General features: G+C 42.7%; 14 protein-coding genes and 1 rRNA gene. 8 read left to right on the top strand and 7 right to left on the bottom strand.

Annotated elements, in window-relative coordinates:
- Position 1: 1 nt before the first annotated feature.
- The 5 genes from lpxB (at position 2) to tilS (ending at position 7827) form a co-directional block, all read left to right on the top strand.
- Positions 2-1186, top strand: a complete 1185-nt coding sequence (gene lpxB / locus OO184_RS07495) for a lipid-A-disaccharide synthase (protein WP_265378638.1) — start codon at positions 2-4, stop codon at positions 1184-1186.
- The gene (rnhB, locus tag OO184_RS07490) at positions 1183-1773 is read left to right on the top strand and encodes a ribonuclease HII (protein ID WP_265378637.1); all 591 of its coding nucleotides are present in this window, start codon (positions 1183-1185) and stop codon (positions 1771-1773) included. Before lpxB ends, rnhB begins: the two co-directional genes overlap by 4 nt.
- Positions 1774-1830: 57 nt before the next feature.
- Complete coding sequence (gene dnaE / locus OO184_RS07485) at positions 1831-5313, top strand: DNA polymerase III subunit alpha (RefSeq protein WP_265378636.1); 3483 nt, start codon at positions 1831-1833, stop codon at positions 5311-5313.
- Between the two features lie 12 nt (positions 5314-5325).
- Positions 5326-6285, top strand: a complete 960-nt coding sequence (gene accA / locus OO184_RS07480; protein WP_265378635.1) for an acetyl-CoA carboxylase carboxyl transferase subunit alpha — start codon at positions 5326-5328, stop codon at positions 6283-6285.
- 213 nt (positions 6286-6498) lie between these two features.
- Positions 6499-7827 carry a tRNA lysidine(34) synthetase TilS gene (gene tilS / locus OO184_RS07475; RefSeq protein ID WP_265378634.1) on the top strand — a complete coding sequence of 443 codons (1329 nt, stop codon included), beginning with the start codon at positions 6499-6501 and terminating at the stop codon, positions 7825-7827.
- A gap of 32 nt (positions 7828-7859) precedes the next feature.
- On the opposite strand, the gene rof is transcribed toward tilS, so the two are convergent.
- Entirely contained in the window at positions 7860-8126 is a 267-nt protein-coding gene (gene rof, locus OO184_RS07470) for a Rho-binding antiterminator (protein WP_036781226.1), read from the bottom strand.
- 334 nt (positions 8127-8460) lie between these two features.
- On the opposite strand from rof, the gene nlpE reads away from it, so the two are divergent.
- The gene (gene nlpE, locus OO184_RS07465) at positions 8461-9126 is read left to right on the top strand and encodes an envelope stress response activation lipoprotein NlpE (RefSeq protein WP_265378633.1); all 666 of its coding nucleotides are present in this window, start codon (positions 8461-8463) and stop codon (positions 9124-9126) included.
- A gap of 107 nt (positions 9127-9233) precedes the next feature.
- Here the strand turns inward: nlpE and proS are convergent, their stop codons facing one another.
- The 6 genes from proS to metN all read right to left on the bottom strand — a co-directional run bounded on the left by proS (position 9234) and on the right by metN (position 14879).
- Positions 9234-10952: a proline--tRNA ligase gene (gene proS / locus OO184_RS07460; RefSeq protein WP_265378632.1), complete on the bottom strand. Its 1719-nt coding sequence runs from the start codon at positions 10950-10952 to the stop codon at positions 9234-9236.
- Between the two features lie 124 nt (positions 10953-11076).
- Entirely contained in the window at positions 11077-11784 is a 708-nt protein-coding gene (gene tsaA, locus OO184_RS07455) for a tRNA (N6-threonylcarbamoyladenosine(37)-N6)-methyltransferase TrmO (RefSeq protein WP_265378631.1), read from the bottom strand.
- Positions 11781-12179: an envelope stress sensor lipoprotein RcsF gene (rcsF, locus tag OO184_RS07450; protein WP_265378630.1), complete on the bottom strand. Its 399-nt coding sequence runs from the start codon at positions 12177-12179 to the stop codon at positions 11781-11783. Before rcsF ends, tsaA begins: the two co-directional genes overlap by 4 nt.
- Before the next feature lie 142 nt (positions 12180-12321).
- Positions 12322-13137 (bottom strand): MetQ/NlpA family lipoprotein, encoded by an 816-nt coding sequence (locus OO184_RS07445; RefSeq protein ID WP_265378629.1) that lies wholly within the window; start codon positions 13135-13137, stop codon positions 12322-12324.
- A 64-nt stretch (positions 13138-13201) separates the two neighbouring features.
- Complete coding sequence (locus tag OO184_RS07440) at positions 13202-13855, bottom strand: methionine ABC transporter permease MetI (RefSeq protein ID WP_265378628.1); 654 nt, start codon at positions 13853-13855, stop codon at positions 13202-13204.
- A complete protein-coding gene (metN, locus tag OO184_RS07435; protein WP_265378627.1) occupies positions 13848-14879 on the bottom strand; it encodes a methionine ABC transporter ATP-binding protein MetN in 1032 nt (343 codons plus the stop codon). Before metN ends, OO184_RS07440 begins: the two co-directional genes overlap by 8 nt.
- Before the next feature lie 195 nt (positions 14880-15074).
- Between metN and gmhB the strand changes: the two genes are divergently transcribed.
- Complete coding sequence (gene gmhB, locus OO184_RS07430) at positions 15075-15641, top strand: D-glycero-beta-D-manno-heptose 1,7-bisphosphate 7-phosphatase (protein WP_265378626.1); 567 nt, start codon at positions 15075-15077, stop codon at positions 15639-15641.
- 500 nt (positions 15642-16141) lie between these two features.
- A 16S ribosomal RNA gene (locus tag OO184_RS07425) occupies positions 16142-16353 on the top strand; the annotation flags it as partial.

Genomic DNA, 16353 nt, shown 5'->3' with positions numbered 1-16353 from the left:
GATGAAGGATACTCCTTTGGCTACCATTTCTTCTATTGATAGTCTGCGTCCGTTGACTATTGGATTAATCGCCGGAGAAACCTCCGGTGATATCCTTGGCGCAGGTTTAATTCGTGCTGTAAAAGCGAAAGTACCTAATGCCCGTTTTGTTGGTGTGGCAGGTCCTCTTATGCAGGCTGAAGGTTGTGAAGCCTGGTATGAGATGGAAGAGCTAGCAGTAATGGGGGTTGTCGAAGTTCTTGAACGTTTGCCTCGTTTGTTGAAAATCCGTAAGGATCTGACAACTCGTTTCACTGAACTGAAACCTGATGTGTTTGTGGGCATTGATGCGCCGGATTTCAATATCACCTTGGAAGGTCGGTTAAAACAGCGGGGCATCCGCACCATTCATTATGTCAGCCCGTCTGTATGGGCTTGGCGCCAGAAACGTGTTTTCAAAATTGGTAAAGCCACTGATATGGTCTTGGCTTTCTTACCTTTTGAAAAAGCGTTTTACGATAAGTTTAATGTTCCGTGCCGGTTTATTGGACACACTATGGCGGATGCTATGCCATTACAACCAAATAAAGCGACGGCGCGTGAGTCATTAGGTATTCCTCCAGAGGCTGTTTGCTTGGCTTTATTGCCGGGGAGCCGACATTCTGAGGTTGAGATGCTGAGTGCAGATTTTCTTAAAACTGCTCAGTTATTACAGCGCAGCATATCTGACCTGCATATATTTGTGCCATTAGTGAATGCTAAACGGCGTGAACAATTCGAGCGCATTAAGCAGGAAATTGCGCCAGAGCTGAATGTTCACCTTGTGGATGGCAAAGCGCGAGATATCATGATCGCAAGTGATGCTGCACTTTTGGCCTCTGGTACTGCTGCTCTGGAATGTATGCTGGCAAAATGTCCAATGGTGGTGGGTTACCGGATGAAGCCATTGACTTTCTGGTTGGCAAAACGTCTGGTAAAAACGCCTTATGTTTCATTGCCTAACTTATTATCCGGTGAAGAGTTAGTTAAAGAATTATTGCAGGAAAAATGTCAGCCGCAAAAACTTGCAGATGAATTGTTGCCGTTACTACAAGGCAGTGAAAAAGTTGAAATATTGAAGCAGACATTTTTACGTTTGCATGAAAGCATTCGTTGTAATGCTGACGAACAAGCAGCACAAGCAGTGTTGGAATTGGCAGGAAAATGATGGAATTTATATATCCTCAGGCAAGTCTGATTGCTGGGGTTGATGAAGTTGGTCGAGGCCCATTAGTGGGTGCAGTTGTGACTGCGGCGGTTATTTTAGATCCATTACGGCCGATAGTTGGTTTGGCCGATTCTAAAAAACTTAGTGAAAAACGCCGTGAGGCACTGTATCTGGAGATCACAGAAAAAGCATTGTGCTGGAGTTTAGGGCGTGCAGAGCCGGCAGAAATTGATCAATTGAATATCCTGCATGCAACTATGCTTGCGATGCAAAGGGCTGTGGCTAATTTGCCTATTTCTCCTGAATATGTGCTGATTGATGGTAACCGTTGCCCTAAATTACCCATGCCGGCACAAGCGGTAATAAAAGGCGATGGACTGGTTGCTGAAATCAGTGCCGCTTCTATTGTGGCGAAAGTGACCAGAGATCGGGAAATGGCCGAACTTGATCAACTGTTTCCTGAATATGGATTTGCTAAGCATAAAGGCTACCCAACGGCATTTCATTTAGAAAAGTTGGCCCAGTTGGGAGCGACGGAACATCATCGTAAAAGTTTTGCGCCGGTTAAGAGAGCAATTGGCCTTTAAGTAAACTTGTTGACTGAATACAGCTATTCTTCAAATTGATATCATCTGGATAAATATATGGCCGAACCCCGTTTTGTGCACTTACGTGTTCACAGCGACTATTCAATGATTGATGGCTTAGCCAAAACCAGCCCTTTAGTGAAAAAGGTGGCGCAGTTAGGTATGCCGGCTTTTGCGATCACTGATTTTACTAATTTATGTGGGTTGGTGAGGTTTTACGGCAGTGCTCATGGGGCAGGAATAAAACCGATTATTGGTGCTGATTTCTATGTGGAAAGTGAACTGCTTGGCGATGAGTACGCTAGCCTGACCATTCTTGCACGCAATAATACGGGCTATCATAACCTGACATTGCTGATATCAGAGGCTTATCAGAAGGGATATGGTGCGATTGGTCCGACAATTAAACAGGAATGGTTGATAAACCATAAAGAAGGGCTAATTTTGCTCTCCGGTGGTCGTATGGGGGATGTGGGTAAATTCCTGCTACGTGGTAATCAGGTTATGGTGGACCAATGCCTTGAGTTTTATCAGGAGCATTTTCCCGGTTGTTATTATTTGGAGTTGATCCGCACTGGGCGTGCAGATGAAGAAAGTTATCTGCATGCAGCGGTTGCGCTGGCGACGGAAAAAAACCTGCCTGTCGTTGCGACCAATGATGTTTGCTTCATTGATAGCGAAGATTTTGATGCTCATGAGATTCGCGTAGCGATTCATGATGGCTATACTTTGGCTGACCCCAAACGTCCGAAAAATTACAGTCCTCAGCAATATCTGCGTAGTGAACAGGAAATGTGTGAGCTATTCGCTGATATCCCGGAAGCGCTGGAAAACAGTGTAGAAATTGCTAAGCGCTGTAATGTCACTATTCGCCTTGGTGAATACTTCCTGCCTCAATTCCCTACAGGGGAAATGAGTACTGAAGATTATCTGATAGATAGATCTAAACAAGGGTTAGAAGAGCGTTTGGCATTTCTCTATCCAGATCCTAAAGTACGTGCAGAAAAACGTCTTGAATATGATGAGAGACTCGAGGTTGAACTTCGGGTTATCAACCAGATGGGATTCCCAGGCTACTTCCTGATCGTGATGGAATTCATTCAGTGGTCGAAAGACAACGGTGTTCCTGTTGGTCCGGGACGCGGTTCGGGTGCCGGTTCTTTGGTAGCTTATGCTCTAAAAATAACTGATCTCGATCCTTTGGAATTTGATTTGCTATTTGAACGATTCCTTAACCCTGAACGTGTTTCCATGCCCGATTTCGACGTCGATTTCTGTATGGAAAAACGCGATCTGGTGATTGATCATGTGGCTGATATATATGGTCGTGATGCCGTATCTCAGATCATCACATTCGGTACGATGGCAGCGAAAGCGGTAATTCGGGATGTTGGCCGTGTGCTAGGGCATCCATACGGATTTGTTGATAGGATTTCTAAATTGATACCGCTTGATCCAGGTATGACATTGGAGAAAGCATTTGCCGCGGAGCCGCAACTTCCTGAAATCTATGAAGCGGATGAGGAAGTTAAAGCGCTGATAGATATGGCGCGTAAGTTGGAAGGTGTCACTCGTAATGCCGGGAAACACGCGGGTGGGGTGGTTATTGCCCCAACTAAGATCACCGATTTTTCGCCGCTCTATTGTGACCCGGAAGGTTTGAACCCGGTTACTCAGTTTGATAAAAACGATGTGGAATATGCAGGGTTGGTGAAATTTGACTTCCTCGGACTGAGGACACTGACTATTATCAACTGGGCATTAGAGATGATCAACGCGCGTAGAGCGAAGAAAGGTCAAGAGCCGATTGATATTACAGCGATTCCACTGAGCGACGCTAAAAGCTTTGATATGCTGCAACGTGCTGAAACAACAGCGGTATTTCAGCTTGAATCCCGTGGTATGAAGGATCTGATTAAACGTCTGCGTCCCGACTGCTTCGAAGATATGATCGCGCTTGTGGCTTTATTCCGCCCAGGTCCTTTGCAATCAGGAATGGTGGATAACTTCATTGACCGCAAACATGGCCGGGAAGAGCTTTCATACCCGGATATACAGTGGCAGCATGAATCTTTACAGCCTGTGTTGGAGCCAACTTACGGCATTATCCTTTATCAAGAACAAGTGATGCAGATTGCTCAGGTGCTAGCGGGATATACTCTCGGTGGTGCAGATATGCTCCGGCGAGCGATGGGCAAGAAAAAGCCGGAGGAAATGGCTAAGCAGCGTTCTGTCTTTGAAGAAGGCGCGAAAAAACTGGGTATTGATGGCGAACTGGCAATGAAAATCTTTGACTTGGTAGAGAAGTTTGCCGGTTACGGATTTAACAAATCTCACTCCGCTGCATATGCCTTGGTTTCTTATCAGACGTTATGGTTGAAAGCGCATTATCCGGCTGAATTCATGGCTGCGGTAATGACTGCTGATATGGATAATACAGAAAAAGTCGTTGGTTTGATTGATGAATGCTGGCGCATGGGGCTGAAAATCTTACCACCTGATATCAATAGTGGCTTATATCATTTCCACGTTAATGATGACGGGGAGATCGTATATGGTATCGGTGCAATTAAAGGGGTAGGTGAAGGGCCGATTGAAGCGATCATTGAGGCTCGTCAGAAAGAGGGTTATTTTAGAGAACTGTTTGATTTATGTGCCCGTGTTGACATCAAGAAGTTAAATCGTCGAGTGATGGAAAAACTGATCATGTCAGGGGCATTTGACCGTTTGGGGCCGCACCGTGCAGCACTGATGTCTACGCTGGAAGATGCCCTAAAAGCAGCGGATCAACATGCTAAAGCGGAAGCCACTGGTCAGACTGATATGTTTGGTGTATTGGCCGAAGAACCAGAAGAAGTGGAGCGCTCTTATGCCAATATTCCTCAATGGCCGGAACAAATTGTTCTTGATGGTGAACGGGAAACTCTGGGTCTCTATTTAACTGGGCATCCTATCACCCGTTATTTAAAAGAAATTGAGCGCTATACTAATGGATTGAGGTTAAAAGATGTGAATCCAACACCACGCGGTCAAGTAACGACGGTGATAGGTTTGGTGTTAGCATCTAAAGTGATTATAACCAAACGAGGTAACCGGATTGGTATTTGTACCTTAGATGACCGTTCAGGACGTCTAGAAGTTATGTTATTTTCCGATGCCTTGGAGAAATATCGGCATTTGTTAGAACAAGACCGGATATTAATTGCTACAGGGCAGGTCAGCTTTGATGATTTCAATGGTGGTCTTAAAATGACAGCTCGTGAATTAATGGATATTAGTGAGGCGCGTGAAAAATATGCGCGTGGACTTGCTATCTCGCTGTCAGACAGGCAAATTGATGATCAATTGTTAAGCCGTCTTCGTAGTGCATTGGAACCACATCGTTCAGGAACGATACCAGTTCATCTTTATTACCAGAGGGAAGACGCCCGCGCCCGTTTAAGATTTGGCGCGACGTGGAGGGTAACGCCAACGGATAACCTTCTGACAGATTTGCGAACTCTGCTGGGTAATGAGCAGGTAGAATTAGAATTTGACTGAAATAGGAATGTTATGAGTCTGAATTTTCTTGAATTTGAACAGCCGATTGCCGAGCTGGAAGCGAAAATTGATTCGCTAACCGCAGTTAGCCGTCAAGGTGAAAAATTAGATATAAATCTGGATGAAGAAGTACAACGTTTGCGAGAAAAAAGTTTGGAATTGACTCGTAAAATCTTTTCAGATTTAGGTGCCTGGCAAATTGCTCAGCTTGCCCGTCACCCGCGTCGTCCTTATACGTTGGACTATATTCAGCATATTTTTACTGATTTTGAAGAGCTTGCTGGTGATCGTGCTTATGCTGATGACAAAGCCATTGTTGGTGGTCTGGCTCGTCTTGATGGGCGTCCAGTGATGATTATTGGTCACCAAAAAGGCCGTGAGACCAAAGAAAAAATTCGCCGTAATTTCGGTATGCCAGCGCCAGAAGGCTATCGTAAGGCCTTGCGCCTGATGGAAATGGCAGAGCGTTTTAAACTGCCAATTATTACTTTCATTGATACTCCTGGTGCATATCCAGGGGTTGGTGCGGAAGAGCGTGGTCAATCTGAGGCGATTGCTCGCAACTTGCGTGAAATGTCCCGTCTGTCTGTGCCTGTTATTTGTACTGTCATTGGTGAAGGCGGCTCTGGTGGCGCATTAGCGATTGGTGTTGGTGATAAAGTAAATATGCTGCAATATAGTACTTATTCTGTTATCTCCCCAGAAGGGTGTGCCTCAATTTTGTGGAAAAGCGCGGAAAAAGCACCTTTGGCGGCAGAAGCAATGGGGATCACTGCACCTCGTTTAAAAGAATTGGAATTAGTCGATACTGTGATCTCAGAGCCATTAGGTGGCGCCCATCGTGACTATGAAACAATATCCGCGTCGTTGAAAGCTCAGTTGTTGGTTGATTTGGCAGAGCTTGATCATTTGACATCTGAAGAATTAATCAACCGCCGATATCAGCGTTTGATGCAATATGGTTATTGTTGATATTTGAATTAATTGCTTGAATAAGGGATGGTAAATGACTGGAAATGATAAATTTCAGCCATTCCATCCTTTACTGTTTCTACTTCTTTTTATCATTTCATATTCTTGATGAAAGTAGTGAAAAACATATCTGACTGACAGCGGTTTTAGACTTGCTAAAGTAGATAATAATGAATTCATATTATTGCAAGCTAATGAATTTTTGAACCTATAATGACAAACATTGATGAGAAACTATTTGTCACTTTGGCTAAGCAGCTTGGTGAATATAAGAAAATCTTGGTTGGATTCAGTGGTGGGTTAGATTCCTCTGTTTTGCTTCATTTGCTGGTTAATTGGCGTAATCAACATAATCAGGAAATTCAACTAAGAGCAATGCATATTCACCACGGTTTAAACCTAAAAGCAGATCAATGGGTTGAACATTGCCAGCAGATCTGTGATGACTGGCGGGTGGAGTTTCATTCCGCAAGAGTCATGATAGATGCTCGTCAAAAGGGGATTGAGGCTGCTGCTCGCGATGCTAGATATCAGGTATTCAAGCGAGAATTACAAAAAGACGAAATTTTGGTAACAGCTCAACATCTTGATGATCAGGCGGAGACTTTTTTACTGGCATTAAAGCGAGGTAGCGGTCCGGCAGGTCTTGCCTCTATGCCTTCAATCGCTGCATTTGCCGATACATTATTGTTACGCCCGCTACTTGACTATAGTCGGAATGAACTGGAGATGTATGCCAGTGAACATCGTCTGAATTGGATTGAAGACGACAGTAATCAAGATGATCGTTATGACAGAAATTTTCTGCGCTTACACATCATGCCGTTACTGAATCAACGTTGGCCGCATTTCCCACAAGCTGTTGCTCGTAGTGCAAGTTTATGTGGTGAGCAAGAGCAGCTTCTAGATGAATTACTGGATCAGTCTCTGAAAGAGCTAATAACTCAAGATGGTGCTTTGGGTATTTCGTCTTTGGCTGTATGTTCCGAAGCCAAACGAAATGCTTTGTTACGCCGTTGGTTTGGTTATCATGAGATGAAAATGCCTTCACGAGAGCAGCTTAATCGGCTTTGGTATGAGGTGGCGCTTGCTCGCACTGATGCTGAGCCTCGACTACAATTTGGTAAATATGATGTACGTCGTTATAAGCAAAAACTCTGGTTGGTTCCTCAATGGCAATCTTTGAAAGAGACTATTCTTGAGTGGAATATTTGCAATACTTTGGTATTACCGGAGCACCTGGGAGAATTGAATATTGCTGATCGCGGTATTCAAGTAAGGGCCCCGGTTGGTAATGAGCGAGTGTCTGTTCGCTTTGGTGTCCAGGGAATGATAAGCATTGTGGGGCGTCAACACTCCCGGCATAGTAAAAAATTGTGGCAAGAGCTTGGTGTTGCTCCGTGGCTTAGAGAACGAATTCCATTGCTTTATTACAATGAACAATTAATAGCGGCGTTAGGTATTTTTGTCACCAAGGAAAGTGAAGCGGCGGAAGGAAGGGAGATGTTAACAATTAGCTGGCATAAAACGCTGTTAAAATAAAAAGTTAAGCCGCCCAAGGCGGCTGTTTTCTATCAAGATTCAGAGTGTTCAATAGTAATAGTGCCAATTTTAGGGTGACTGAAGCTAGCAATATGATCTAACCGCAATTCACGGGGTTTACCTTCTGTTTCAATTATCAAGTATTCAACTTTTTTTCTTAAAACCAAATCACAGGCTTTTCCTTCAATAACTTCTCCACCTCGCAACTTTATGTGGAGGTGGAGCTGATGTTGGCAAGTTGACTCAAGATTGTCGTAGTCGTCACAGTTAATTGGTTGATATTCAGTATTTATAGACATATTCGCTCACCACTATGGTTAGTGGCGGTTATTGCCGCCCGTGGTTGTTAAAAATTGTAACTCAAAAGCACTGTTAATGACTATAGCACAGGAAATCAATCGTGATTAATGAATAACTTTGGTTATTCATTCTGAACAGTAAATAAATAAAAGTCTTATTTCACAGCAAGTTCCTGACAAAAGTATTAAAATCGGCCTACGTTATTTTGCTATTGTTGGGTAACATCCTTAAGAAGGACAGTACTTACGCTATTAGGCTTGAATAATCGCTATGTTCCTTGTGTTACTTATAAGATGAGAATTATAGAGCTCATTATACTGTGTGGAGATAAATGTGAATAAGAAACTTTTGACAGCGTTAGTTGCTGTGGGCGTATCTGCTTTGATGGGATGTAAAGGTAACTCAGTACAGCAAACGAGTTCACAGCCAGTAGATCAGACTTTTCATGGCGTTCTTCCTTGTGCTGATTGTTCTGGTATTGATACCACACTGTTATTGGATAATGATGGTACTTATATTCTGGAGCAAACTTATCTTGGCGCTCGTGATGGTGACCAGTCGTTCTTTGAATCTGGTCTATGGGCGAAAAATGGAGAGAAAATTAGCCTGACAAAATCAGACGACCAGAAATCTTATTATCTGCCGAAGGGTGAAAATTTGGTCATGTTGGATATTGAAGGCAATCAAATTGAATCATCATTCAATTATGAACTGCAACGGGTAAAACCGAAGAAACTGATGGGTGAATACAGCTACATGGCTGATGCTGCTTCATTTACTGATTGTAGTACAGGTAAGCGGTATGCCGTACCGGAAAGTCTGGATTTGGAGCAAGGCTATCACCAAGTCGGTGTGGAAGGTGGAACGCCGGTTTACGTTGCAGTTGAAGGCTATTACAGCGTTAGTCCTTCAATGGAAGATGGGCAATTCGATCCTGCCTTGATTCAGACGGGTAAAATCTATTTCGATAAATCGAAATCTTGTAATGTGAAGAAATAATTCTAGTTTCAATATGTATGGTGATAATGGGCTAAGAAGCGTAAAATGCTCTGTTATAATGTGACCATTATCACCATATTATTCAATAAGTTACTGCAATAATTCAATTAACAACCAAGTTGTTGCTTCAGGTAATCAACAACATCGTCTAGTTTCAGCATTTGTTTTTCGTCACCGCGACGATATTTATATTCTACTTCGCCATTATCGAGATTACGGTCACCAATAACGATAGTGTGTGGTATACCGATAAGCTCCATATCGGCAAACATCACGCCTGGGCGTTCTTTACGATCATCAAAAATAACATCAATGCCGCTAGCGCGTAGATCAGCATACAGTTTCTCTGCAACTTCTTTAACTCGGTATGACTTGTGCATATTCATTGGCAAAATAGCAACTTGGAATGGTGCAATTGCATCAGGCCAGATGATACCGCGGTCATCGTGATTTTGTTCAATCGCTGCGGCGACAATTCGAGTAACACCAATACCATAACAGCCCATAGTGACTATCTGATTGTGGCCGTCTTCGCTTTGAACGGTAGCTTTCATGGCATCAGAATATTTGGTGCCAAGTTGGAAAATATGACCAACTTCAATACCACGCTTGATAAGCAATGTCCCTTTACCATCCGGGCTGGTATCGCCTTCAACAACATTACGGATATCAGCAATTTCAGGTAGTGGCAGATCACGCTCCCAGTTGATACCGAAATAGTGTTTTTCATCGATATTAGCACCTGCGCCAAAGTCACTCATCACTGCCACACTGCGGTCGATAATAACAGGTATTGGCAGATTGACAGGTCCCAATGAACCTGGGCCTGCACCAATAATTGAACGAATCTCTTCCTCGGTAGCAAAAGTCAGTGGGCTGGCAACTAAAGATAATTTCTCTGCTTTGATTTCATTAAGTTCATGGTCGCCCCGAACCAGTAAGGCAATCAATTTATGACTTGTGCTTTCTGCTGCATGAACCATCAGGGTTTTAACCGTTTTCTCAATTGGCAGATTAAATTGCTCAACCAGTTCAGCAATTGTTTTTGCGTTTGGAGTATCTACCAGATGCATCTCTTCTGTTGGTGCTGCGCGATCATAAGCAGGAGCAACAGCTTCGGCTAATTCAATATTAGCTGCATAATTGGATTCAGTTGAGAAAACGATATCATCTTCTCCACTGGCTGCCAGAACCTGAAATTCATGGGAAGCACTACCACCGATGGAACCGGTATCTGCCAGCACAGCACGAAAATTCAAACCTATGCGGGTAAAAATTTTGCTGTAGGCTTCGTACATATTGTCATAAGTTTCTTGTAATGATGCCTGGGTAGCGTGGAAAGAGTAAGCATCTTTCATTAGGAATTCACGGGAGCGCATCACGCCGAAACGAGGGCGAACTTCATCGCGAAATTTAGTCTGAATTTGGAATAATGTCAGTGGTAATTGCTTATATGAGCTGACTTCATTGCGGATCAGATCAGTGATGACCTCTTCATGAGTTGGACCTAGTACAAAAGGACGGTCGCCTCGGTCAACAAAACGTAGTAACTCTGGACCGTATTGTTCCCAGCGGCCACTTTCTTGCCATAGACCTGCCGGCTGTACGACGGGCATAGATATTTCAATCGCTCCGGCATTGTTCATCTCTTCACGAACAATGTTTTCGACTTTTTTAAGTACCCGGATACCCGTAGGCATCCAATTATACAGACCTGAAGCGAGTTTACGGATCATACCCGCACGAAGCATCAGTTTATGGCTGACAACCTCCGCGTCGGCAGGAGTCTCTTTTAATGTAGAGAGCAGATATTGGCTAGTACGCATTGTTAGGTTCCATTAGAGCAGCAAATTGCTTCTGACTGGCAGAAATTTGCCAGCCAATAAAAAGCGAAAATAAGCCTTTAGTCTACCAGTGAGTTTAAAATGCCAAAAGGGTATATGCTGATTTTTAGTGGGGATCTATGGCGATCACTTCAGTCAATGTGCCACATATTCTCCAGCGTACATTAAAATTCAGTAAATGAGCCGCATATTCCCGATTTTCCTGTTCTCCTCTCCGGTAAGCAGGACGAGGATCTTGGGTCAAAACTTGGCTGATAAAACGACGTAAATTCGGATAAATATTTTGAACTGAGATGAGTTGTTGCTCAGCGGCAGGTAAAAATATCACTTCCATATCGGTAGAAGGGGATTGTTGTGCAAAACCTGCTATCGCATGTGGCTGACATTCGGCAAAAGGTAAATAAGGCTTAATATCAATAACAGGCGTACCATCAACTAAATCCAGGCTACCCAATTCCAGAGTAACTTGACCTTTCTTGTATTCGATCCCTTTAAGTTCAATTAGAGACATACCAATTGGATTAGGCCGAAAAGTCGAACGGGTTGCGAATACGCCCATTTTTGCATTGCCGCCTAGACGAGGAGGACGCACCATTGATTTCCAGCCACCTTCCATTGTTTGATGGAAGATAAAAATAACCCACAAATGACTAAATTGTTCCAGACCACGAACTGCATCCGGTTGATTATAGGGAGGAATAAATACCAGTTTCCCGCCACCGTCTTCTATAAGACCTGGTTGGCGGGGAATGGCAAATTTTTCTTTATAAGGGGAGTGGATAACCCCTATCTGTGTGAAATGGAAATCGGTCATTGGGTGATAAGCAGGGCTGAGCCTTCACATATTGCTATCTGGTAGCATCCTTGGCCTGATAATATTTCGCACTGATGCAATAAAACAGCGTTAGCATCCAAATAAGCTGCTTTGGTTATCATCTGGTTGCGAGCTACGGTGATATTCGCTGGTGGATCTTGTAAGGAACTGCGACATGATTGACCAGAAACAATCCCTAAATCTTTAAATGAGGCACCTAATAATTCTTCACTCTTGGTATATAACTTTACGGATGAAGGGAAATGCTTTTTTTCTCCAGTTGATAGTTCTGTAAGTTTCATATCTGATAATTGGGAAGAGTCAGGAAATGTTGTTTGTTGTATTGAGCATCCTGTTATGGACAGTGCTAACAAAGAGGCAAGTAGCCTACGCATTATAGATCCTCGAATTTTTACGGTTAGAGTTAGGCGAGTAGATCAGGTTAACAAGAAATATCGAAAACATGATGCCATGATAAATCAGGCGGACAATTTGTCCGCCTGATTATTCTAATATTGATGAGCGTAATATGAAAGATTACCAACCTTTCACTGCACCACCATTAAAGATCTTATTGGCAGCTTCATCAACTTCGTCGGATTGATATGCTTTAACGAATTTCTTAACGTTTTCAGCATCTTTGTTATCTTCTCGACTAACTAGTAGGTTTACATATGGAGAATCTTTATCTTCAACAAATAAACCATCTTTTGCTGGAGTCAGGCCAATCTGGCTTGCATATGTCGTATTGATGATTGCCAGAGCAATTTTTTGATCATCCAGTGAACGTGGTAATTGTGGAGCTTCCAGTTCGACTAATTTTAGATTTTTAGGATTTTCAACAACGTCCAGAACTGTTGGTAATAAACCTATGCCATCTTTCAGTTTAATTAGACCTTGTTTCTGTAACAGTAATAAAGAGCGGCCTAAGTTCGTTGGATCGTTTGGTAACGCAATTTGGGAACCATCCTGCAATTCATCCAGAGATTTAATTTTTTTGGAATAACCTGCAATTGGATAAACAAAAGAATTGCCAACTATGACCATCTTATAACCGCGATCTTTGATTTGCTGATCCATATAGGGTTTGTGCTGGTATGCATTCAGATCAATATCACCTTTACTCAGAGCTTCGTTTGGTAATACAAAATCATTAAAGGTCACCAATTCTACATCTAGACCATATTTATCTTTAGCGACTTTTTTGGCAATTTCAGCAACTTCCTGCTCTGCACCAACGATAACGCCGACTTTAATATGGTTTGGATCTTTTTTCTCTTGCCCACAACCCGACAAAATTAATGAACCTAAAAGAGCGCCGATAGTTGCGATTGTTTTTAATTTAACAGACATACTTTACCCCTATAGAATACTGATTTATTAGCACCGAACAGGTACTGTTATTAAAATAATCTTGTTATTTATGTGTTGTGGCCTTGACTAAACGGTCACCACTTAATTGAATTAAATAAACTAAAATAACCAGTAACACTAATACGGTATTCATTACTGTTGCATTATAGCCGATATAACCGTATTGGTAGCCAATTTGGCCTAATCCGCCTGCACCTACAGCACCTCCCATTGCAGAATAACCGACTAAAGTTATGAGGGTAATTGTGGCTGCATTGAGCAGACCAGGCAATGCTTCAGGTAACAGAATTTTCTTTATAATCTGGAATGGAGTTGCTCCCATTGCTCTAGCGGCTTCAATGAGTCCCGATGGAATTTCTAATAAAGCATTTTCCACCATACGAGCAATAAATGGTGCAGCACCTATGGTTAATGGGACAATGGCAGCCTGTAAACCGATCGATGTCCCCACAATTAATCTGGTAAAAGGAATCATCCACACCAGTAAAATAATAAATGGGATAGAGCGGAAAATATTAACTACCGCTGAAAGAAAACGATAGAGTTTACTATTTTCCATAATTTGACCGGGACGGGTGACATATAATAATACACCGACCGGCAGCCCGATAATGAAGCCAAAGAAACCAGAAACAAAAGTCATTACTAGAGTTTCCCAGACGCCTTTAGCCAGTAATAAAATCATTCCTTCAGACATAACCGAGAACCTCTACTTTCACATGATGATCTTGTAAAAACTTAATCGTTGATTCAACGCCGCCATTTTCACCGTGTAATTCAGCTAACATCACACCAAATTTTACGCCGCCGGCATAATCGATTTGAGAACTTAATATATTCATATCAATATCAAAACGACGTACCGCCATTGAAATCAGTGGGGCATCAACAGACTGACCGGTGAACTCTAATTTCAATAATGGACTAAGATCTGGCGCTGGGTGGCTTTGCATTTTTTGTACATAATCTTCAGGGATATCCAGATGCAAAGTTGACTGAATAAATGCCTGAGCGATAGGCGTCTTGGGATGAGAGAACACTTCACTAACAATGTCTTGTTCAATCAATTGCCCACCACTAATAACGGCTACCTGGTCACAAATACGTTTGACGACATCCATTTCATGTGTAATTAACAGAATGGTTAGTCCCAGACGGCGATTAATATCTTTCAATAATTCTAGAATAGAACGTGTTGTTGCAGGATCTAGGGCACTGGTTGCTTCATCACATAAAAGGACCTTAGGTGAATTAGCTAGAGCGCGTGCAATGGCAACGCGTTGCTTTTGTCCGCCGGAGAGATTTGCTGGATAAGCATCATGCTTATCTGCAAGACCAACAAGCTCCAATAACTCGTCTACTCGCTTTTTAATTTCAGACTTTGGAATGTTATCCAGTTCCAAAGGTAAAGCTATATTGCCAAACACTGTTCTTGAAGACAGCAAATTGAAGTGCTGGAAAATCATGCCAATACGACGACGTGCACGAGTTAAATCACTATCAGATAAGATAGTTAAATCCTGACCATCAACCAGTACTTGCCCGGAAGTTGGACGCTCAAGCATATTTACACAGCGAATTAGTGTACTTTTACCTGCGCCGGATGAGCCAATAACACCGTAAATTTGCCCTTGTGGGACATGCAGGCTGATATCTGAAAGCGCGTTAATAGAACGGGCACCCTGCTGGAATATTTTATTGATATGAGAAAGTTTTATCATTTTTATTCTTATTTGTTTTTATAAAAATTTTGAAAATTGATAGCTTGAACATTTTTGAGAAAACAAACCACCCGTTGAATCGGATGTTAAGGTGTCTAGACGTCTAAGTCAACTGTGAATAAATTAATTGCTGCATTCTCATTCATAGCTAAATCGTGCGATACTGGAAGCTTATTACATTCTTGGAGCAATCGGGTGACACAAGGTATTCCTGCCGTATTTTTAGATCGTGACGGAACAATAAATATCGATCATGGTTATGTACATGAAATAGATGATTTTCAATTTATCGATGGTGTCATTGAAGCCATGATTGAATTGAAAAAGATGGGGTATGCACTGGTATTAGTTACAAACCAGTCAGGTATTGCCCGTGGCATTTTCGATGAAGAGCAGTTTTTGCAACTGACGGAATGGATGGATTGGTCGCTGGCAGACCGTGGCGTGGATTTGGATGGCATCTATTATTGCCCTCATCACTCAGATGCAACTGAAGAGCAATATAAGAAGAGTTGTGACTGTCGTAAACCACAGCCGGGTATGTTGCTGGACGCACAGAAAGAACTTGGTATTGATATGACAGCTTCTTTTATGGTTGGTGACAAGCTGGAAGATATGCAAGCGGCGACGTTGGCGAAAGTGGGAACTAAAGTGTTAGTTCGTACAGGTAAACCAATTACTGATGAAGCTGAACAAGCGGCTGATTTAGTCATAAATAGCCTTGCAGACTTACCTAAAGCGATTAAGGACATTAAAAAGTAGGCTGTTTTGTTCTTTATATCATCATATTGTTGAAAAAGCATTCTGTTGGAAATTTTTTTTCAATAAATACTTGCCAGCGTCAAAGAACTCCCTATAATGCGCCACCACTGACCGACACAACGCTGATAAACATTGTGAGGTCGGGCAGAGAAAAAGCGAATAAGCGCTTGACTCTGCGGGCGAAAAGCGTAGTATACGCAGCCCGGCTGAACGAGAATGTTAATTTTTATGTCAGCCTGCTCTTTAACAATTAATCAGACAATCTGTGTGGGCACTCACAAGACCGTATCACAAAAAAATACGTTTTAAAGTCTTGAAGAGTGAACAACAGTTAATTCATTACGAACTAATTTAGTAACGTTATTTTGGCAGGATAACGCGAAGGCAAGCGAGCAACACCGAGACAGTACTTCAGTACGGCGAGGTGTAGCGCAGTGAAGCCGACAAAGTTAGCCAAACAAAAGAGCGTTAATTAGTGAATTCTTTGAGCATCAAGCTTTCAATTGAAGAGTTTGATCATGGCTCAGATTGAACGCTGGCGGCAGGCCTAACACATGCAAGTCGGGCGGTAACAGGAAAGCGCTTGCGCTTTTGCTGACGAGCGGCGGACGGGTGAGTAATGTCTGGGGATCTGCCCGATGGCGGGGGATAACCACTGGAAACGGTGGCTAATACCGCATAATGTCGCGAGACCAAAGTGGGGGACCTGAAA

It is taken from the genome of Photorhabdus aballayi, from assembly GCF_026153155.1.
In the GTDB taxonomy this organism is placed as follows: domain Bacteria; phylum Pseudomonadota; class Gammaproteobacteria; order Enterobacterales; family Enterobacteriaceae; genus Photorhabdus; species Photorhabdus luminescens.
The sequence above is the reverse complement of the archived record's forward strand: the minus strand, read 5'-3'. Positions and strand labels throughout refer to the sequence as shown.